At 49.3% G+C, this 20,977-nt stretch carries 14 protein-coding genes; 2 read left to right on the forward strand and 12 right to left on the reverse strand.

All coding sequences use genetic code 11. The features are described 5' to 3' along the window. Nucleotides 1-69: 69 nt before the first annotated feature. The 6 genes from KO512_RS07885 to KO512_RS07910 all read right to left on the reverse strand — a co-directional run bounded on the left by KO512_RS07885 (nucleotide 70) and on the right by KO512_RS07910 (nucleotide 11,576). The gene (locus KO512_RS07885; RefSeq protein ID WP_215951784.1) at nucleotides 70-4,896 is read right to left on the reverse strand and encodes an NAD-glutamate dehydrogenase; all 4,827 of its coding nucleotides are present in this window, start codon (nucleotides 4,894-4,896) and stop codon (nucleotides 70-72) included. A gap of 317 nt (nucleotides 4,897-5,213) precedes the next feature. Then, nucleotides 5,214-6,518: a TRAP transporter large permease gene (locus tag KO512_RS07890; protein WP_215951785.1), complete on the reverse strand. Its 1,305-nt coding sequence runs from the start codon at nucleotides 6,516-6,518 to the stop codon at nucleotides 5,214-5,216. Beyond that, entirely contained in the window at nucleotides 6,518-7,036 is a 519-nt protein-coding gene (locus KO512_RS07895) for a TRAP transporter small permease (protein WP_215951786.1), read from the reverse strand. Before KO512_RS07895 ends, KO512_RS07890 begins: the two co-directional genes overlap by 1 nt. Before the next feature lie 58 nt (nucleotides 7,037-7,094). Then, complete coding sequence (locus tag KO512_RS07900; protein WP_215951787.1) at nucleotides 7,095-8,075, reverse strand: TRAP transporter substrate-binding protein; 981 nt, start codon at nucleotides 8,073-8,075, stop codon at nucleotides 7,095-7,097. 208 nt (nucleotides 8,076-8,283) lie between these two features. Then, on the reverse strand, nucleotides 8,284-9,636 hold the full coding sequence (locus tag KO512_RS07905; protein WP_215951788.1) for a sigma-54-dependent transcriptional regulator: 1,353 nt from the start codon (nucleotides 9,634-9,636) through the stop codon (nucleotides 8,284-8,286). After that, nucleotides 9,633-11,576: an ATP-binding protein gene (locus tag KO512_RS07910; RefSeq protein ID WP_215951789.1), complete on the reverse strand. Its 1,944-nt coding sequence runs from the start codon at nucleotides 11,574-11,576 to the stop codon at nucleotides 9,633-9,635. Before KO512_RS07910 ends, KO512_RS07905 begins: the two co-directional genes overlap by 4 nt. A gap of 165 nt (nucleotides 11,577-11,741) precedes the next feature. Between KO512_RS07910 and KO512_RS07915 the strand changes: the two genes are divergently transcribed. Further along, entirely contained in the window at nucleotides 11,742-12,803 is a 1,062-nt protein-coding gene (locus tag KO512_RS07915; protein WP_215951790.1) for a TRAP transporter substrate-binding protein, read from the forward strand. A gap of 5 nt (nucleotides 12,804-12,808) precedes the next feature. Continuing rightward, nucleotides 12,809-14,407, forward strand: a complete 1,599-nt coding sequence (locus KO512_RS07920; RefSeq protein ID WP_215951791.1) for a sensor histidine kinase — start codon at nucleotides 12,809-12,811, stop codon at nucleotides 14,405-14,407. On the opposite strand, the gene KO512_RS07925 is transcribed toward KO512_RS07920, so the two are convergent. The 6 genes from KO512_RS07925 to KO512_RS07950 all read right to left on the reverse strand — a co-directional run bounded on the left by KO512_RS07925 (nucleotide 14,408) and on the right by KO512_RS07950 (nucleotide 20,798). After that, on the reverse strand, nucleotides 14,408-15,331 hold the full coding sequence (locus KO512_RS07925) for an HDOD domain-containing protein (RefSeq protein ID WP_215951792.1): 924 nt from the start codon (nucleotides 15,329-15,331) through the stop codon (nucleotides 14,408-14,410). It lies immediately after the preceding gene. A gap of 122 nt (nucleotides 15,332-15,453) precedes the next feature. Continuing rightward, nucleotides 15,454-16,884 (reverse strand): siroheme synthase CysG, encoded by a 1,431-nt coding sequence (gene cysG / locus KO512_RS07930; protein WP_215951793.1) that lies wholly within the window; start codon nucleotides 16,882-16,884, stop codon nucleotides 15,454-15,456. A 139-nt stretch (nucleotides 16,885-17,023) separates the two neighbouring features. Then, nucleotides 17,024-17,788 (reverse strand): phosphoadenylyl-sulfate reductase, encoded by a 765-nt coding sequence (locus KO512_RS07935; RefSeq protein WP_215951794.1) that lies wholly within the window; start codon nucleotides 17,786-17,788, stop codon nucleotides 17,024-17,026. An 18-nt stretch (nucleotides 17,789-17,806) separates the two neighbouring features. Beyond that, a complete protein-coding gene (locus KO512_RS07940; protein ID WP_215951795.1) occupies nucleotides 17,807-18,286 on the reverse strand; it encodes a DUF934 domain-containing protein in 480 nt (159 codons plus the stop codon). After that, nucleotides 18,270-19,931, reverse strand: coding sequence for a nitrite/sulfite reductase (locus KO512_RS07945; RefSeq protein ID WP_215951796.1), 1,662 nt, complete (start codon nucleotides 19,929-19,931; stop codon nucleotides 18,270-18,272). The genes KO512_RS07940 and KO512_RS07945 overlap by 17 nt, the downstream gene beginning before the upstream one ends. Before the next feature lie 81 nt (nucleotides 19,932-20,012). Beyond that, nucleotides 20,013-20,798, reverse strand: a complete 786-nt coding sequence (locus KO512_RS07950; RefSeq protein ID WP_215951797.1) for a sulfite exporter TauE/SafE family protein — start codon at nucleotides 20,796-20,798, stop codon at nucleotides 20,013-20,015. Between the last annotated feature and the right edge of the window lie 179 nt (nucleotides 20,799-20,977).

Below are 20,977 nucleotides of genomic sequence, written 5' to 3' on the forward strand. Positions count from 1 at the left end.
TTCAGTCTTACTCATATTTCATACTCAATAGTAGCAGAGGGCTAACAGTAGCCCACTGCCCATTTAGTATTACTGCGCCTGAGCCAGCTCTAACAGTTCACGGATTGCCACGGTAATAATCGCGAAATCCTGCTGTGCACTGCCCCGCACTTCGTTCAGCAGCGACTGCCACCGATCTAACAGACGATCATGACTGCTCAGCCAACGTTCAACTAGCGCATCGCCATCTAGCTCAGCGTCGGATGCCGTCCCATTGGCGGCCATCAACACACTGACTGTAATCGCTTGCTGATGGCTGGTCAGGTCTTCACGGAAGCCATCCCGTGCCATCGACTCCCAATGGTTACTCGCCGCGAGCTCTTTCACTTGCTCATCAAACCATTGCAACTGCAGCCGCTCACCCAGATCAAAGTGAATCTGCGCAACCTGCTGTGGTGATTTCCCCGTCTGTTCGGCTGACCGAATAACACTGAGTAACGCGTAGAGGCTGTCGGCACCGGCAACAATCGCCGCCAGATTGCCAGGTACACCCGCACCCGTGAGTTGATCATGCTTGTGCTGCCAGAGATTAAGCGGCTCACCTTTGAGCAACTGCGATAGCTGGCCGCTCAGCGTCGCGACACCCTCACTAAACTTATCCACCGCAGCGGTGACATCCAAAGGCCGTTGATAGCGCAGGAACCACTGGGTGGCACGGCGTATTAAACGAATAACATCCGCCATCATCTGCTGTTGTAGCGCCGAATCCACTTGGTTATCCAAGGATTCAATCTGGTGCCACAGGGCATCGATATTAAACACATCTCGGGCGATCACAAAGGCCGCCGCGACATCACCAAAACCAGCACCACTAATTTGACAGAGCCGGTCCGCAAAGGTGATCCCCATGCTATTGATCATGCCATTGGCGATTTGGGTGGCGATAATTTCAGAACGCAGTCGGTGCTGCGAGATCTCAAGGCCAAACTCATTCACCAGCCGGTGCGGGAAAGCAGAGACCACCTCGCGACTCAGATAGCTATCCTCGGTAATCCAAGACTCGCTCAACGCCTCTTTCAGCTCCGCTTTCACATAGGAGATCAACACCGAGAGTTCTGGTCGGGTTAATCCCTCTCGGGCTTGTTTACGGTTCTGCAGCAGCTCATCGGAAGGCATAAACTCCAGTTCTCGATCCAGCTTACCCGAGGCTTCAAGACGATGAATCAAGCGAATGTATTCATCCATCGAACGACGCGCATGGCTATGGCCGATACTGATCGCCTGTGCCTGCTTATAGTTGCTCTGCAACACCAGATCACCGACTTCATCGGTCATCTCACGCAGCAAGGCGTTACGCTGCTTGACGGTCATATCACCGTTAGCAACCACCTCATTCAGCAGTATTTTGATGTTTACCTCATGGTCGGAACAATCCACACCACCGGCATTATCAATAAAGTCGGTATTGGATTTACCGCCATGGGCACAGAACTCTATCCGACCTAATTGAGTAAAACCAAGGTTACCGCCTTCCCCTAGCACCCGACAACGCAGCTGATTGCCATTGATACGCAAACCATCATTGGCCTTATCACCCACCTCGGCATGACTCTCATGGGAGGCTTTCACATAGGTGCCAATCCCGCCATTCCAAATCAAATCAACCGGTGCTTTCAACAGCGCGGTAAGCAGGTCATTAGGTGATAAGCGGCTCTCCTGAATATCAAAACGGGCTTGCATCTGCGGGCTGATATCCAACCACTTAGCCCCACGGGAGAAGATTCCGCCGCCGGCGGAGATCAGCTCTTTGTTATAGTCCTCCCAGCTAGAACGTGGCAGCTCAAATAGACGCTTACGCTCAATAAAGCTGCTGGAGGCATCTGGGGTCGGATCGATGAAAATATGCAGATGGTTAAAAGCCGCACAGAGCTGAATATGCTCGGACAACAGCATCCCATTACCGAAAACATCTCCGGCCATATCACCAATCGCAACAACCGTAAAGTCTTCCGATTGAATATCTTTGCCGAGTTCACGGAAATGCAGTTTAACCGACTCCCATGCACCCCGTGCAGTGATGCCCATACCTTTATGGTCATAGCCCTGTGAGCCACCGGACGCAAAAGCATCGCCTAACCAAAAACCGCGTTCTTCGGCGATAGCATTAGCAATATCAGAGAAAGTCGCGGTGCCTTTATCGGCCGCCACCACAAAATAGGGATCATCTTCATCATGTCGTACCACTTCAATGGGCGGAACCACTTCGCCGCCCACCAAGTTGTCGGTGATATCCAGCAACGCAGAGATAAAGATCTGATAACTGGCGATACCTTCCGCCTGAAAAGCTTCACGGCCACCGGTTGTGGGTAACTTTTTCGCGACAAAGCCCCCTTTCGCGCCGACCGGCACAATCACCGAATTTTTCACTTGCTGCGCTTTAACCAGCCCCAGCACTTCGGTACGATAATCTTCTAATCGATCCGACCAACGTAGACCGCCACGGGCAACTTTACCCCCGCGTAAATGCACCCCTTCAACCCGCGCCGAATAGACGAACACTTCAAACATGGGGCGAGGCTGAGGAATACCAGCGATCGCCCGAGGATTGAGTTTAAAGGCAAAGTAATCCTTCAACTCACCGGCGGAATCACGCTGAAAATAGCTCGTACGCAGGGTGGCTTTGATCAACTCAAGAAAGCGCCGCAGGATCTGATCTTCATTGAGATTATCCACCTTCTCTAGGGCTTCAAGAATACTATTGCTAATACGCTCCACCAGAGCCTCAGCTTTAGGACTGTCCCAGCGACTCGGATCAAAACGCGCCCGAAACAGAGCCACCAGCAACTTAGTCACATGAATATGTCGTGCCAGCGTACCGGCGATATAGGATTGTGAGAAGCCGAACCGAATCTGTTTATTATAACGAGCATAAGCTCGCAGCATCGCCACCTCTCGCCAATTCAGGTTAGCGCCGATGACCAGATGGTTAAACTCATCATTTTCGGCACAACCGCTCCAAATATTAGCAAAGGCCTCATGGAAAACATCTTTCACCTCTTCCAGCACAACCGGTTCAGCCCCCTGACTAACCAGGGTGAAATCATGCATCCAGAACTGTTTGCCATCACTACGACTCACCGCATAAGGATGCTCACCGATCACCCGCATGCCGAGGTTTTCCAGCACCGGGATCACATCTGACAGTACCAACGGCTCATCTGCGTGGAACAGTTTAAAGCGCAAAACATCTTGGCTCTGCTCCAGCACCCGGTAAAAGCTCATGGTCACTGGATTAGTATCACTCAAGGCTTCGATACGTTGAATATCGTATACCGCACTTAAAACCGGGAAGTGCTCTCGGTAAGCGCTGGTAAAGGCATGACCATAATAGTTATGCAGTCGATTGCCCCGCTCTTCGCCACACAGCCCTGTCAATGCTGTATGCAGCTCATCCCGCCAGTCACGGGAAATATTAATAACATCCGCTTCCAACTGAGACAGATCAAGGGCATCAGCCATCCCAGGATCGATACGCAGAACATATTGCACCCGTGCCAGAATAGACTCACTGAAGGTGGTGGTAAATTCAGCCTCATCTGCATGACAAGCCTTTACCAGCAGGTCCTGAACCTGCAGCCGCAACGCCGTGGAAAAAATATCTCGCGGCACATAGTAGAGAAAAGTAATAAATTGATGACAGCGGTCTTTACGCACCAACAGTTTTACTTTACGGCGATCGTGTAAGCTAAAAATACCCATCGCCGTATCGAGCAGATCTTGCTCACTAGAGAGAAACAGCTCATCACGGGGCAAATTACTCATGATTTGCAGAAGCTCTTTGCCATTATGACTACGACGCTCAAAACCCGCACGTTTCAACACCGCTTCAGCTTTACGGCGGATCACCGGGATCATCAGCATCGGTTCGGAATACACCGATGAGGTATACAACCCATGGAAACGGCACTTAGCAATGACATTCCCCCGCGCATCAAAACGCTTAATAACCACTCGGTCCATATAAGCCGGTCGGTGCACGAGAGAATAATGATAATCTTTCGCGAACATTAGCCGGCTAGGCTCTAAGAGAAAATCCCGTTCATCATCACGTAAATCATCCAGTAGGCTCGAATGTCCCTGGCCGGCATGTTTATGTAATTTTAAGGTGCCTAACTCGCTACCTTCGCAACGACGCACACGTTCACCTTCGACACTCAGCTCATCGTAACCGAGAAAGGTAAAATGATTATCGAGCATCCAACTTAAAAATGCCTGCGCCTCGACATCATTGGGCCGGGCGGATGCTTGGGATAGCTCATCAAGCAGAGTCTGAGCCTGTGCCTGCATCAAGGCGTAATCAGCAACCGCAATACGGACATTCTCGAGTACCAACAGCAATGATGTGAGTATCGCTTTTAATTCAACCGGATCGCTGGTGCGGTCAATTTCCAAATAGATAATCAATTCCGCCTGGGCCGTTTCATGATCAGCATCCACAATACTGACCAATTTACCCTCATCTCGCTCAACGTGAAGCACAGCGTTATGGACGGTATGAATGCCCAACCCTCGACGGTTCAATTCCATGCGGACAGAATCAACCAAAAATGGCATATCCCGTTGCACAATCTCAATCACCGTATGTTGTGACCACCAACCAAACTGCTCAAGATCAGGGTTATACACCCGCACTTTCGGCTCGCTGCCTGCAAAGCTTTGCAGGAACTGCCAACAGGATATGGTTGAACCATAGAGATTATCTAATGAGCGTTCTTTGAGCTCGTCATAGGTCGACGTCTGGTAGTAATAATGAGCGAAATTGACCGCTGTACTGGCCATCTCTGCTGGGAGTTTTTCGATAACTAAGTCATTCAGCGGCGTAAGCAACACTGATTTATCAGATGAACGATCAGGCATTTTTAAACCTTCTTATTATTTTATATAAGTACAGACAGAGAGCTGCCCAGAAGATACTAATAAAATATAGCTGACAAGCACTTTTAATAACCCTCTTTCATGCCAATTAAACCTCCTTGTATGCCAAACAGGCTTAACAAGATGAAAAACACGGCGAATAAACCACTGACAAAACACAGACTCCTCCTTAATAAAAAACCGGTTGTCACTCTCTTGATGTAAATAGTGGAGGACAACCGCTTTACAGCTCAACGGTACAGCATAGTGCCGCAGCATTGTTAATCGTCTCTGGCTCCAAGCTTAATTGACTCTAAACTTCACTGACTCATAGACATCGGCAAATAGGTAACGATCTGCGGGAACAGATAGATCAATACCACCGCGAACATGATCAGCAGAAAAAACGGCAGTGCCGCACGGGCGACATATAAAATATTCTTACCGGTTAATGCCTGAATAACGAACAGATTGAAACCGACCGGCGGGGTGATTTGCGACATTTCAACCACCAACACGATGTAGATACCAAACCAGAGCAGATCGATACCGGCCTGCTGAACCATTGGCAACACCACCGCCACCGTTAACACCACCACCGAGATACCATCGAGAAAGCAGCCCAGGGCAACAAACAACACCGTCAAATAGATCAACAGCATGCCCGGTGACAGCGACATCTGCCCAATCCATTCGGCCAAAGCCCGAGGGATACCGAGAAAACCCATCGCCAATGTGAGGAAGTGCGCCCCGGCGAGAATCATCCCAATCATGCAGGAGCTCTTAACCGCACCAGTCAAACTCGCCCCAAAGCTTTGTGCATTTAATGAACCGGTTACAGCCGCTAAAAAGAGTGCACCAATAACCCCTAACGCCGCCGCTTCAGTTGGGGTGGTAAAACCACCGTATATTGACCCCAGTACAAAGCCAATCAGACACAAAATAGGCAGCAGTAAACGCAGCGCTTTAATCTTTGCCGCCAGTGAAACATGGGTTTTATCATGCTGTGGCAGTTCGTTTTTATTCAGCAACGCCCAAATTACCGTATAGCCCATAAATAGCGTGACCAACAATAATCCCGGCAACGCACCGGCAATAAACAAACGACCAATAGAGACTTCCGCGGCCACACCGTAAACAATCAAAATTATCGACGGAGGAATCAATAGCCCTAAGGTGCCCGACCCCGCCAAGGTACCGACCGCCATACGATCGCTATAGCCCTGTGCCTTTAATTCCGGCAGCGTCATGCGGCCGATGGTCGCCGCTGTCGCCGCCGATGAACCAGACACCGCGGCAAAAATGCCACAGCTGAGCACATTAACGTGTAACAGCTTACCAGGAAGACCGCTTAACCAAGGCGATAGACCTTTGAACAGATCCTCCGACAGTCGGGTGCGAAACAGTATCTCGCCCATCCAAATAAACAGCGGTAGCGCCGTCAATGACCATGAGGTACTGGCGCCCCAAGTAGAGGTCGCAAACAGCAGGCCGATCTGATCATTACCCGATAAAAATAGCCCTAGAACACCCACGCCAAATAACGCCAGTGAGACCCAAAAACCCAACGCCAGCATAGCTAGCATCAACACAGCAAGCGTGATGCCTATCACGGTGATATCCATTACACATCCTCCAGTTGCAGCTCATTTTCCTGCACTTGGTAGGACGGGCTTTGACGCCTTAATAAGGCGATAACATCATCCACAATAGCGATATTCAACATCAAGATCCCCAACGCAACGGGCACCTGAGGCAACCAGATAGGCACCGATACATAACCGGACGACACCTCTTCAAAAATGTAGGATTCCCATACCATATGAACCGCATAGAAAGACATAAAACTAACCAGCGTCAGCGCCAATAACAGCACTAACAGTTCCTGATAATATCGACTCCCTTTGCGCCAGTTCTGAATCACCAACGTCACTCGGATATGCCCCCCTTCACGGAAGGTATAGGCCAAGCCAAAGAAGGTTGCAGCGGCCAACGCATAGCCGGAGAAATCCTCGGCAGATGGCACAATAAAGCCAAATAACCGAGCGACAATTTGGGCGGTGATAATCAGCGTAATCAGGACAATACAGCCTCCCGATAGATACCCGGATGCCAGATAAAGCTTGTTCAGTAGAGAACGCATAGTACTCCCCTATTGCCTAGAAGCCCTGCCAGTATGACAGGGCTTATTGGTCGCAAAATTACTGTTTGAAATTAGCCAAAATAGTTTCGATTTCAGGCGCTTCAGCTTTCCATTCGTCGATCATGGTTGCACCGATTTTATTCAATTCGCTCATGAGCTCGGCAGAAGGTTCAGTCACAACAATGCCGTTATCGGCTAAGGTTTTCGTGTCTTCTTCTGCTTTCGCCCGCACACCGAGCCAGCCTTTCGCTTCTGCATTCGCCGCCGCTGCTAAAATAACCGCTTGGGTCGCTTTATCGAGACGTTTAAACGCACGCTTATTTACCACCACGATGTTCTTTGGAATCCAAGCACGAATATCGGTGTAGTGGCTAAGATAATCCCATGCTTGACCATTCACGCCGGTAGACGGTGAGGTGATCATCGCGTCGATAATACCGGTGCTGAAGGCTTGTGGAATTTCCGGCACCTGAACGGTAGTCGGTGAAGTATTCATCAGATCAGCCAAGCGCGAGGTCGACGGGCTATAGGCGCGCATTTTTAAGCCTTCGAGGTCGGCTAATGAATTGACCGGAGCTTTGGTGTAGAGACTCTGGGCAGGCCATGCCACCGTGTACAACAGCATCATGCCCTCTTTGTTCAACTGCTTTTCAACTTCAGGCTTAGCCGCTTTCCAAAGTTTTTCAGCGCTATCGAAAGAGGTCGCCAAAAATGGAATATTGTCGTGCTTAAACACCGGGTGGGTATTACCCATGATGCCAATAAAGACTTCACCAAGCTGCACCTGACCGGTTTTCACCGCGCGTGGAATTTCTGGGTGTTTAATCAGAGAGGCACCGGAATGCACCACAATATCTAACTCACCAGCGGTCTTGCTTTTGATCTCTTCAGCAAATTGATAGGCAATCTTTGTCGGTAGGTTTGCATCCCCATAGGGGGTTGGCATATGCCATTGAGAGGCGGCTGTGGCCACACCGGATGAACCCAACATCATGACAGAAGCACAAAGTACCGCGGCTCGCTTAATTAGATATTTCATTTTTATTCTCCAAGTATAGGTTGGCTTGCAATAGCAGTGGCATTAATGACCATTCACTAACACTGACTAAAGCAATCGCTATACCAAACCGACAAAAATAAAATAATTAATTAAAATACAAAGAGTTAGATAAATAAAAAACAAATATCACAAGACTAATGAGTTACTTTTGACTCGACTCATTTAAAGCCAATGAGTCACTTTTGACTCAACCACTGATAAAGTCGCTTCGCTCGATAGCGTGTTTTTTCATACGTAGATAGAGCTTCTTCCGTGGGATACCTAGCTTATCGGCGGTTAACTCCACCTGTCCCTTGTTGGCCTTTAGTGCCGCCGTAATGACCCGCTTTTCATAGCCGGCAACCATCTCATCCAACTGCCCCTCACGGTCAAGAGAAGTCGGTTCACTGTCATCAACCCCTAACCCCAAGACCCAGCGTTCCGCCACGTTACGCAATTCACGCACATTCCCCGGCCAAGTCCGCGAAGTGAGCGCTAGCAGAAGGGATTCCGGTATCGGCTGACTATCGCGATTAAAACGTTGAGATGCCAGATCGGCAAAATGACTGAACAAAAAGGGAATATCCTGCTTGCGCTGATCGAGACGAGGAATATCAATACTGGCAACATTTAAACGGTAATACAGATCTTCTCGAAAAGAGCCTTCATCTGCCGCCACCCGTAGATCAACTTTCGAGGCGCCGAGCACCCGGATATCCACCTTAATATCGGCATTACCACCGAGCCGCTGCAACACTCGCTCTTGCAGCACCCGGATTAAACGTACCTGCAACGAAGCCGGCATGCTTTCAATCTCATCGAGAAACAGGGTCCCACCGCTGGCATATTCGATTTTACCGATACGTTTGTTATTGGCCCCGGTAAAGGCACCGGCTTCATGGCCAAACAACTCGCTCTCTATCAGCGTTTCCGCTAGCGCACCGCAGTTAAGCGCAACAAATGGCTTCTTGGCTCTCGGGCTGAAGTCATGCAAACAGCGGGCGACCACCTCCTTACCCGTTCCGGTTGCACCATTGATAATCAGATCAACATCCACCTGAGCCAACTGTATAACGGTTTCCCGCAAGCGCGTGATGCTGGCGGTCTGACCAATCAAGCGATTATGGATTTCATGCTGTCCCTCGACCGCTTGCCGTAAAGCACGGTTTTCCAACACCAGTTGGCGTTTCTTCCAAGCGCGCTGAACAGTATTCAGATGGTGTTGAGGGTCATCATTCTTTTCCAAAAAATCATAAGCCCCCATCCTGATGGCCTGTATCGCGATAGCAATATCCGAATGACCACTAAACATAATGACCGGTATTTCAGCATCCACGTCTATTATTTTCTGCAATACCTCAAGCCCACCCATGCTACCCATCCGCACATCGCAGATCACCACACCGAACCAGCCCAACGAACATTCAGCTATCGCCTCCGATGGGTTTTCAAAAGCTTGGGCGTTATAACCCTCTAGCTCCAGCGTCTGAATCATCGATTCACGGACGATCTCTTCATCATCGATAACGATTATCTGGCCATCATAGATCGATGATTTCATGACTTGCTTCTCCGGTATTCGGGTAACTGGATAGAAAATGAGGCCCCTTGACGAGATTCAAGGTCGACGCTCAACTTACCACCCAAACTATTAATGATGTTATAAGAGATCGATAATCCAAGCCCAAGACTCTGCCCCCGGCGTTTGGTGGTAAAAAACGGTTCAAAGATCTGTTCCCGCAGCTCACGACTAATACCCGGGCCATTATCGCTGACATAGATGGTTATCCAATCATTATGATGTCGGCAATCAATATGGATCTGTTTCTCCGGTTGCTCATGTATGGCATCCAAAGCGTTCGTGACCAAATTCAAAACCACCTGCTCCAACTGGACCGGATCGGCATTGACCACGTTTTGCGGGTCTTCAAAGGTAACGTGGATATCGGTTAGCTTTCTGACCTCGTCCCCCGCCAACATGAGCAATACATTATCCACCACCTGTTGCAGTTCAACCGCCTCCCAATTCTCTTTTTGTGGTCGAGCTAATGACTTCAGCCGGGTAATAATGGTCGCCGCACGCTTTTTAAGGTTAGAGATCTGATTGAGATTTTTCTCGACCTCCTCAAGCTTGCCGGCGTGAAGAAAACGAATGCCGTTGTGGGAGTAATGCCCAATGGCAGATAATGGCTGATTAATCTCATGGGCAATACCCGCCGAAAGCTGACCAAGGGCGGCTAATTTACCCGCCTGAACCAACTCTTCTTGCAGATTAGAGAGCTGATCCCTAAAGCTAACGAGCGAGCCCGCCATTGTGCCGATCTCATCGCCCCCTTTAACAACCACCTGCTGATCAAGATTACCACTCGCAATTGAACGCATACTGGCATCTAAGCTAGTGATTCTGGCCACCATATTTCGGCCAACGTATAACCAAACAATCAAAGTAGATAACATTAAGCTCATGGCCACCAACAGCAGCATCCACACGCGACCTTTCTTGATCGTTGCTCGCACAATATTAGCCGAGCTCTGCGCCGCGGCCTCGGTATTCGCGGTCTGCACCGCAATCAGCTGATTTAAATCATCCAGTTCTTGACTGATCGCTAGCAACAACTGTTCACCAGCCTGCCCCGTCAGTCGCTCTTCACGCCTGATGGTAAAAATATTCCCCTCTCCCTGAGCCAGCCGCACAATATTGTCCACCGACTGTTTTAGGTTTTGCAGCGCATACAGTTCATTCACGGCCTGCAAGTCTTGCTGGATGCGCTTAACAATATCAGCGGAATGCAACTGGGTCGCGATCAGAGAATTAAGGTCTGGCAAATGCCCAGCGCGATCAACTAAGTTAGTCAGCAAATTGACGTCCGCCTCAATACGGTACAAACGTTGCAAATCAGTATTGATCTCCCGCACCGACGCGTTGCCAAAATAGTTTGTTACCGCCCAGCCATCGGGATAATCCTCATTAATACGACTAAACAGGTGCAGCTGCGCATTTTCAGTGACCGTTTTAATATCCGCCAGGAAGCTCGCACCCGCCCACCGAAGACGCCGGTTCTCCTGTGCTTTGTGCTGCTGTATGGCGAGTTTATTGACAACATTCTGATCGAGTTCGGACAGGGTCGTCTGCAGTTTTGTTATCTGTTTCAGCAAAGAGCCTTGCCGTTGCGGGTCGGGCGTCACCGCAGCAATCAACGGCAACAAGCCCTTCATCATCGTGATACTGAGATCAAGATCCGCCAAGATTTGTTGACGGTTCGCTTCATCCTCTACCGCCAGCAGCGTCGGCGCCATAAGAGTTATTTTGGTGCCGCCCTCCTTTAAATCAGAGATCAGACTGAGGGTCTGGATATTGCCTTCAACCAAACGGCTCAGTTCATCCCCTAAACGGTCAAAGGAGATCCAACTAATCATCGTTGCCAACAGGGTCAGCGCACTCAAGGCACCAAAGGCTAAGAAAAAACGTCCTCTAATACCTAACTTATAACCAATTTTCATAAAAAGGACGCCATAATAAAACAATACTGAATAATAGCTATTTCAGCAGTTAATTAAAAATCCACCTCTCACCTGCCTAAGACAGTAGGTTATACTCAACCCTTATCATAATAGGCTAGGCGACATGACGCATCGAGCGCCCCCTATGTATAAAAAACGGCAGATATGAAAACCATTAAATACTACATAGCGGTACTGTTAATCGGCCTAGTGATCACCGGCATCAGCCGTTTAAGTGTGGCTAACGATACCATCATTATCAAAGCCGTGGGTACTTGGAGCTATTTCCATAACTACCCAAAACATGAAGGACCTTTTTGGAATCAACATATTGCCGACGTGTCCAAGGGACAAATTGTCGGTGAGATAAAACCTCAGGATGAACTCGGTGTACGGGGCTTCGAAATCATGCGCCTGTTAAAGAATGGCGTGTTCGATTTCGCCTTTGGTTTACCCGCTTACACCATGGAAGAAAGTGAAATATTCGAAGGCGCCGACCTCTCATCACTGGTGCAGAATATAGCCGTCCAACGAAAAGTGGCGAATGCTTACTTCCCGACGTTAGAGCGGGCGTTTTCTGAGAAGTACAATGCTAAGTTAATGATGCTCTATCCATTTCCAAGCCAGATGATCTGGTGTACGGAGCCGGTCAACAACATTAAGGACCTACAAGGACGACGCATCAGAGTCTTCCTAAAAACCCTCGCTGACTTCGTTGATGGCGCTGGCGCGATTCCGGTCAGCGTGCCTTATCATGATGTGCCTGATGCACTCGCACAGCACAAAGTCGATTGTGTCATCACCGGCAGTATGTCGGCTTATACCGCCAAGCTGTATTCACAAACACCCTATGGCTTTACCCTCAGAGTCGGTTGGGGGCTGGCGTTCGGTGCCATGAACTTGGATAAATGGAATCGCTTAAGTGCCCCTCAAAAAGTATTACTGCAACAGGAGATTACCACCCTCACAGACAACATGTGGCAGAAAACCGCAACCGTTGATGACAGCGCACTGACCTGTTTATCAAGAGGGCCTTGCCCGATCGGCGACATTGGCAATATGACACTCGTTGCGCCCTCCGAAGCAGATCTCGCCATTCGTGATCAGATTGCCAAAGACGTTATATTACCCCGCTGGACGCAGCGCTGTGGCCCTGAATGTGCTGCTAACTGGAACCGCACGGTCGGCAAGGTTATCGGTTTAAGGGCTGAGATCAATGCTAGGTAAGCCAGTTGAATAGATCGTCCCTAAGCCAACGTTTTTACGAACTGTGCAACCAAAAGCCGTTGGGATTACGCCTGCTGGCCGCGATTTTGCTCTACAGCTCCGTCATTACCCTAGTCGCCACCGCCACCCAACTCTGGCTCGATTATCGCTATGAGCGGTCGGCCATCGAGGAGCGCTTGCAACAGATTGAAGCGAGTTCACTCAACAGCTTGGCCAACAGTCTATGGGAGATCAGTCCGACTCAGATTCAGGTGCAGTTGGATGGCATCTTGCAGTTACCCGATGTCCGTTATCTGGAACTCAAATCTCAGTTTGGCGATCAATATACCGCTGGGGATAAACCCGATGTCGGCGCAACGGTCGAACGACATTATGCCCTGAATTACACCGATAGCAGTAACGCAGCGGTTAACGTGGGTGATCTGACTCTTATCGTCAGCCTAGATGAAGTTTACAATCGCCTCGCCGATAAAGTGCTATTGATTCTCGCCTCGCAAGGCATCAAAACCTTTCTGGTATCGATCTTTATTCTGGCTCTATTTAATCAGCTGGTTACCCGTCACCTAAGCACTATGGCGCAATACGCCCAGCGACTCAAACTTGATCAACTGAATACCCCACTGGTTTTGAAACGTAAACCACGTCAAAGTGAGGATGAACTGAGTCAGGTTGCCAATTCGATGAACAACATGCGCCAAGCCATGCTGACTGATATGGGTAAACGGGAGGATGCCGAGCGCTCACTGGCCCGCTTAAACGCCGAACTGGAACAACGCGTACTCGATCGCACCCAAGCGTTAGAGCAGAGTAACGAAGAGCTACGGGCTACGTTAGAAAAACTACAAGAAGCGCAACAACAACTGGTCGAATCGAAAAAACTGGCGGCACTGGGCGGTTTAGTCGCTGGGGTCGCCCATGAGATTAATACACCGATTGGCATCGGTTATACCGCCGCCTCCTTCCTCGCCGATCAAGCACAACTTTATCAACAACAACATCAGGATAATCCGCTCGCCCAAACGGCGGTCGAAAGTAGCCAATTGATCTGCCAAAATCTAGAACGTGCCGCTCAACTCATTCGTTCCTTTAAACAGGTGTCTGTCGACCAAGCAAGTGAACAATGCCGCCGCTTTGATTTGATTCAATACCTTGATGAAATCCAGCACTCGTTAAGACCCAAATTAAAGCAGTCCAATCCAGATATCAGTATAAAGGGGCCTGCCCAACTTATACTCAACAGCTACCCCGGCGGCTATTATCAGATTTTTACCAACCTAATACTTAACTCACTACTACACGGTTTTGACAACAAAACCGGTGGCAAAATCACCATGACGATTACCCCTTATGCCGACCGAATGCAGATTGAGTATCGAGATAATGGCGTGGGTATTCCAGAGGGTTGGCATACGCGGCTTTTTGAGCCCTTTATGACCACCAAGCGCAACCGAGGCTGCAGCGGCTTGGGTATGCATATTGTGTATAACTTAGTCAGCCAGCTATTGAGAGGCCAAATCCAATGCCTACCCAATAATCACGGCGCATACTTTAAGATCGACCTTCCTCTGACTCCAAAGCAGACAGCATTAATCGCACCATCATAATCAGAGATCACCCACTTCCGGTGTTTTCTCAGCATTAATCACTAGCCGCTGACACTGCTCTGATAAAGCGGGCAGCTGCTCGGCCAATAATTCAACCGGAAAATCGATCTCAGGCCAAGCAACATGTATACAGTGTTCGGTAATGAAACCTTTTAGCTGTGTAGTTGACCAAGCGGGCCACTCTGGATTTTTAATCAGTAACGTACTAAGAAAGTCAGCAAACTGAACAACGGTCATCAACTGTTTAAACGGTAGCGAAACCGTTTTAAATTCCCACAGATCATAGTGTTGATGAAAACGCAGTACATTGGTTAGGGTTCGAGGGAGGTTCCAGCATTGCGCCGCGATATACCCCACTTCGGTATGTGTAAAGCCATACTGCTGCAACTCAATCTCAGGCAACTCATCGAGCGAGCTCCAACTCCCAGTTTCAACGCTAATACCCGCATCGAGGGCCATCTTTAACAGAATAAAACGGCCAATATCATGCAGCAACCCCGCCATATAGGCCAGATCAGCACTCACATTGAAAGTAGATATATTGTTCGCCAGAAAGCGACTAAAGACAGCAGTCTCGACAGAGTGGCGCCAGCCGATTCTATAACCTGGAGTGATGGTTTCTGTATCTATCTGCGTCAGCTCTTTGATCAGTTCCAGCGTATTAAATACCCCGATCCGCTCGAGTGCTTTTTCGATGCTATACACAGGTTTTAGGGGACCACATGGAACGGAGTGTGCCGCAGAGAGAATTTTGGCCGCAAGGAAAGGATCCTCACCGGCGAGTTCAGCAACCTTCGGGTAAAAATCAACCGATTCGTGACTCCGCTGTTCCAACTGCGTCGCAACACTGCGTAACAAAGGTAGCGTATGAATACATTCGTTGATCAATTCGAGGCTAAATACTGCGTTAGCTTGCTCCGGCACAACACCACCTTCCGACCTATAGACCCCTTCATTATAGTTACTATTTGTCGATCGGCCGTTTATTCCATAACCACTCTGGTGCATAAAGTAATTACAGACCGATAAATAACGCCAAACGGCACTTAATGCGGATTGGCATCCGGCAGAATCAAGCCGTGATTATGCAAAACCTCCTCGCCAAACCAAGCCAGATTGTCATGCAACTGCACCACTTCACCGACGATAATCAACGCGGGCGCCGGCAGTTTGGCTTTTTCTTGCAACTCGGGCAAGCTGCTTAAGGTGCCGGTTAACACTTGCTGATCCGCACGGGTGCCGTTAGAGATAATCGCCGCCGGCGTCTCTGCCGGTTTACCATGGGCGATTAACTGCTGAAACAGTGAGGGCAACGTATGCAGCCCCATATAAAATACGATGGTTTGGTTGGGATGCACTAGCTCGTCAAAATTCAGATCGGAGGTGCGGTTTTTTAACTGGCCCGTTACCAATCTGACGGACTGTGCATAGTTACGATGCGTCAGTGGAATGCCCGCATAGGTTGAACAGGCACTGGCGGCGGTAATCCCCGGCACCACTTGAAACGGGATATTATGCTGTTTGAGGGTTTCTAGCTCTTCCCCTCCGCGACCAAAAATAAAAGGATCCCCTCCCTTCAAGCGCAGCACTCGCCGCCCTTGCAGGGCATGCTTCACCAACAGCTCATTAATATCATCCTGTGGAACCGCGTGGTTATTACGCCGCTTACCAACAAAGATACGATCAGCATCGCGGCGACACAGATCGACAATAGCGGGTGATACTAACTGATCATAAAGCACCACATCCGCCTGCTGCATCAACCTGAGCGCTTTAAAGGTCAGCAGTTCAGGATCGCCTGGGCCACCGCCCACCAGATAAACTTCGCCGACCTGATGATCAGGGTCGGCGGTCTCGAGTGCGGATTCCAACAACGCTCGCGCTTCTTTATCTCGACCGGCAAACACCTTTTCAGCCACCTGACCTTGCAGGATTTTTTCCCAGAAGATACGGCGACGTTCGACATTGCTAAAGGTCTCTTTGACCTGCTGCCGGAACTGCCCAACCAGCTTACCTAGGCGGCTATAACCTTGTGGAATCCAGGTTTCCAACTTAGCCCGCAGCAAACGAGCCAACACCGGTGACTCACCACCAGAGGAGATACCGATAACGATGGGCGAGCGATCAACAATAGCGGGGAAAATAAAGGTACACAGCGGCTGATTATCAACAACATTAACCGGAATATTCCGTTCAACCGCATCAAAATGAACTCGCTCGTTAAGCTGATCATCATCGGTTGCGGCAATCACCAGATAAGCATCGGTCAATAAACCGCTGTGATATTCCCCAACAATGACCTGACCGTTGTGCTGCTCAATCAGCTCAACCAGCTCCGGCTCGACCCGGTGGGCCACCACAATAACCCGCGCACCGGCCCGAGTTAATAGGCTCGCCTTGCGCAGCGCCACTTGGCCACCCCCAACTAACAGTGCAGTCCGGTCGTTCAGCTTAAAAAATAACGGCAAATAGTCCAATGTGTCGTCCTCAGCAAGCGCGGTAAAATAACCTGAGATAAGGTATTAAGGTAATACTGCTATCTAAAATAGCATATAAAAAAGCGATGCAGAAAAGAGCCCGCTAATAGCGGGCTCTTTTAAATGATGCAGAATGAATTTACTTAGGCAGAAAATCCATAACATTGACCGGTTTAGCCTCAGTAGACTTAACGGCCGGTGCGCCTGAATGTAAGCCACACTCACGGGTTTCAGGGTTCTCCCACCACCAGCGTCCGGCGCGAACATCTTCGCCCTCGGCAACCGCACGGGTACAGGGAGCACAACCGATACTCGGATAATGCTGATCGTGCAGTGCGTTATAAGGCACTTTGTAAGCACGAATATAGGCCCAGACCTCTTGCTCAGTCCAATCCGCTAGAGGATTAAACTTATCGATGCCGTTGCCTTCGTCAAACTCTTTAAAACCGATCTCATCACGGGTAACTGACTGTTCCCGACGCAGGCCGGTAATCCAAGCGTCTCGGTTAGCCAGTGCCCGTTTCAACGGTTTAATCTTACGGACAAAACAACAGCCTTTACGCATCGCCTGACTTTCATAGAAAGCATTGACGCCGTTAGTCTGCACATACTCTTCGACATCAGCCGCTTCAGGATAGTAAACCTGCACTTTCAGGTTGCCATAAAGCGCCTGCACATCGGTGAGTAATTTCAGTGTTTCTTCCGGTAAACGGCCGGTATCGAGCACAAACATGCCGAGTTGTGGCGTATGTTTACTGATCAGATCAGTAATCACTACATCTTCAGCGCCAAGACTATTAGCAAACACCACACTCGCATCTGAATTCTCGGCCGCCGCCTGCTTTAGCACCTCAATCGTATGGGCAACTTTAGCGTCCAGTTCTGCGGTTAATAACTCACTCATGACTCATATCCTAGTCTGTTACTGGCGGAAAATAGGCCGTTCATCATCGGCACTGCCCTGATAATGGACAGGGATTTCGCCAAATGCGTTGAGAATATCATCGCTGTAGCGATCAGCCGGAATAGCAAAAGCATCGAAGCCGCAACGCTGCATATGATCGAGACGATCACGGCTGACATCACCTTCCGCACGAATCTGCCCCGTGAACCCTGCACGACGCAATATCCGCGCAAAGCTAAAGCCCCGGCCATCGGTAAAGGCCGGAAACTCAATAGCCACCAGAGACAAGGCATCAAGGTGTTGCAACAGTAGATCAAGATCCTGATCACCATTAATACGGACACCGAGTTTACCCTTAGCGTTAAGCAGTGAGTCTAGGTGCTGTGCAAACAGCTCATAGGGGACAACAATATCTTCGTTGATATGAGCCGTCAGATTATCTTCGTCAACCAGTAACCAGCTGTCTTCAACAACCGTTCGATTAATTAACAGTGGCATAAACTCTCTCCTTAAACGGTGCAACACCTATACGTCGTACGGTCTCGATAAAACGCTCTTCTTCAAGGCGATTTTCTACATAGACTTGCAGGATCTTTTCAACGGTATCGGCAACCTCAACTTGAGGCACTGATTTACCAATAATCTTACCCAGTGAAGCATCTTCGCGGGATGAACCACCGAGGGTGATCTGATAATAATCTTCACCGCCTTTATCAACCCCGAGGATACCAATGTGTGCCACGTGGTGATGGGCGCAGGCATTGATACAACCGGACATATTCAGTTTGATATCACCAATATCATAGAGATAATCGAGATCATCAAACTTCGCATTGATCTGCTCAGCCACGCCCAGTGTGTGGGCGTTCGCGAGTGAACAGAAATCAAAGCCTGGGCAGACGATCATATCGGTCAGGGTGCCAATGTTGGCGCGTGCCAAATTCAGGTCACGCAATGATTGCCACAGCGTATACAAATCACCCGCGGCCACATGAGCGAACACTAGGTTCTGATCGTGGGTGCTGCGAATCTCACCGAAGTTAAAGGTGTCGGCTAGATCTGCAACCGCATCCAGCTGCACATCGGTGATATCACCCGGCGGCTTCAGATGAGGTTTCAACGAAATGACCACCGCCCGATAACCGGCGATCTTATGCTCGCGGGTATTACGTTCATACCAAGCACGGAACTCAAGATCATCGGCCAGCTGATTTTCCAGCACAGACAACCCATCGACCGCATCAGCCGCATAAGGATGCGGTTCAAAATAGCCTTTAATCTTAGCGATGTAATCATCGGTCAGCGCTAGTTCGGTTTCACGAATGATGTTCCATTCCGCTTCAACCTTTTTGCTAAACTCTTCAATACCTAACGCATTGACTAAAATTTTGATACGCGCTTTGTATTTGTTATCCCGACGACCATTAAGGTTGTAGACCCGCAGAATCGCTTCGAGATAGGTCAACAGATCACGCTTGGGCAAGAACTCACGGATCAATTTACCAATCACCGGCGTACGACCAAGACCACCACCGACCAGCACTTCAAAGCCTATTTCACCGGCGTCATTTTTCACCATGTGCAAACCGATATCATGAACCTGAGACGCAGCACGATCTTCAGGGCCACCGGTTACGGCGATTTTGAACTTACGCGGTAGGTAAGCAAATTCGGGGTGGAAAGTGGTCCATTGACGGATAATTTCACACCAAGGACGTGGATCTTCAATCTCTTCTGGCACAATGCCAGCAAAATGATCGGTGGTGGTGTTACGCAGACAGTTACCACTGGTCTGGATCGCATGCATCTGCACTTCAGCCAGCTCAGCCAGAATATCCGGCACCTCTTCCAACTTCGGCCAGTTCAACTGAACATTGGTCCGTGTGGTAAAGTGGGCGTAATTTTTATCATATTTACGGGTGATATCCGCCAGCTTACGCAGCTGTACAGAGTTCATCAGGCCATATGGCACTGCAATCCGCAGCATCGGCGCTTGGCGCTGAATATAGAGGCCATTCATCAGGCGCAGGCCACGGAATTCCTCATCCGGAATTTCACCAGCCAAGAAACGGCGGGTCTGATCGCGGTATTGCTCAACCCGCGCATTGATCAGAGTCTGATCCTGTTCGTTATATTGATACATGTCTATTACCGCCGGCTAACCGGCCCTCACCCTATAAAAATTACAATTCAGAAATTCTATTTAATTCAGACTATCCAGCCATTAGCCCACCAGTACAAAACGCATACCGATGGCTAATAACAGGGTTCCCATAATTGGCTGGATAACCCTGGGGGACAGTTTGCTACCAAAATGACTGCCCAAAAATACCCCTGGCAATGAACCTATTACCAGACATAAGAGCAACCAAAGATCGACACTGCCCATGCCGTAATGACCCGCACCAGCAATACTGGTTAACACCACCGCATGAACCAGATCGGTCCCGACCAGTGTCTGCATGGTCATCCGTGGATAAAGAAAAATCAGCATCGCGGTGCCTAAAGCGCCCGCGCCTACTGAGGAGAGCGTCACCAAGCCACCTAAGACGATCCCCACTAACAATGTCACATAGGGACGGTATCGCCGCCCATGCTTCTCAAACACTGTGCCTTCCAGTTTAACCACTGACGCACGGATCTTAGCCCGAAAAAACACTGCCACCGAGGTTAACACTAATGAAACACCTAAGGTGATATTCATCAGGTGTTCAATCTGTTCCAGACCATCTAAACCATCGAGATAATACAGTGTTAGTAACGCGCCGGGGATACTACCACCGAGCAGCAAAAACACCACCCGCCACTCAACCAATTTTTTGCGCGCATAAGAGATGCTGCCACCAAACTTAGTGATCGCCGCATAAATCAAATCCGTACTCACCGCGGTAATCGGCGGAATACCAAAAATGACGATGAGAATCGGCGTCATCAGGGCACCACCCCCTATCCCGGTCAGACCCACTATAAAACCAACCACCAGGCCGGCAAAGCTGTAAGCTACTTCCATCAACGTTCTCAGCTGCCATAAAAAGTTACCCGTCCTCTTGCAGACGGAATAGCGCAAATTCAGAGCATGCCATCATAGCGACCTCGCCTTATAACGTAAAATAATAATTATTAATTTGTTAATTCTTTTATGGAATAAGCGATCAACAAGACTCCGCTTTTTCCCAGTACCACAATCAA

The organism is Amphritea atlantica (genome assembly GCF_018860855.1).
GTDB classification, from domain to species: domain Bacteria; phylum Pseudomonadota; class Gammaproteobacteria; order Pseudomonadales; family Balneatricaceae; genus Amphritea; species Amphritea atlantica_A.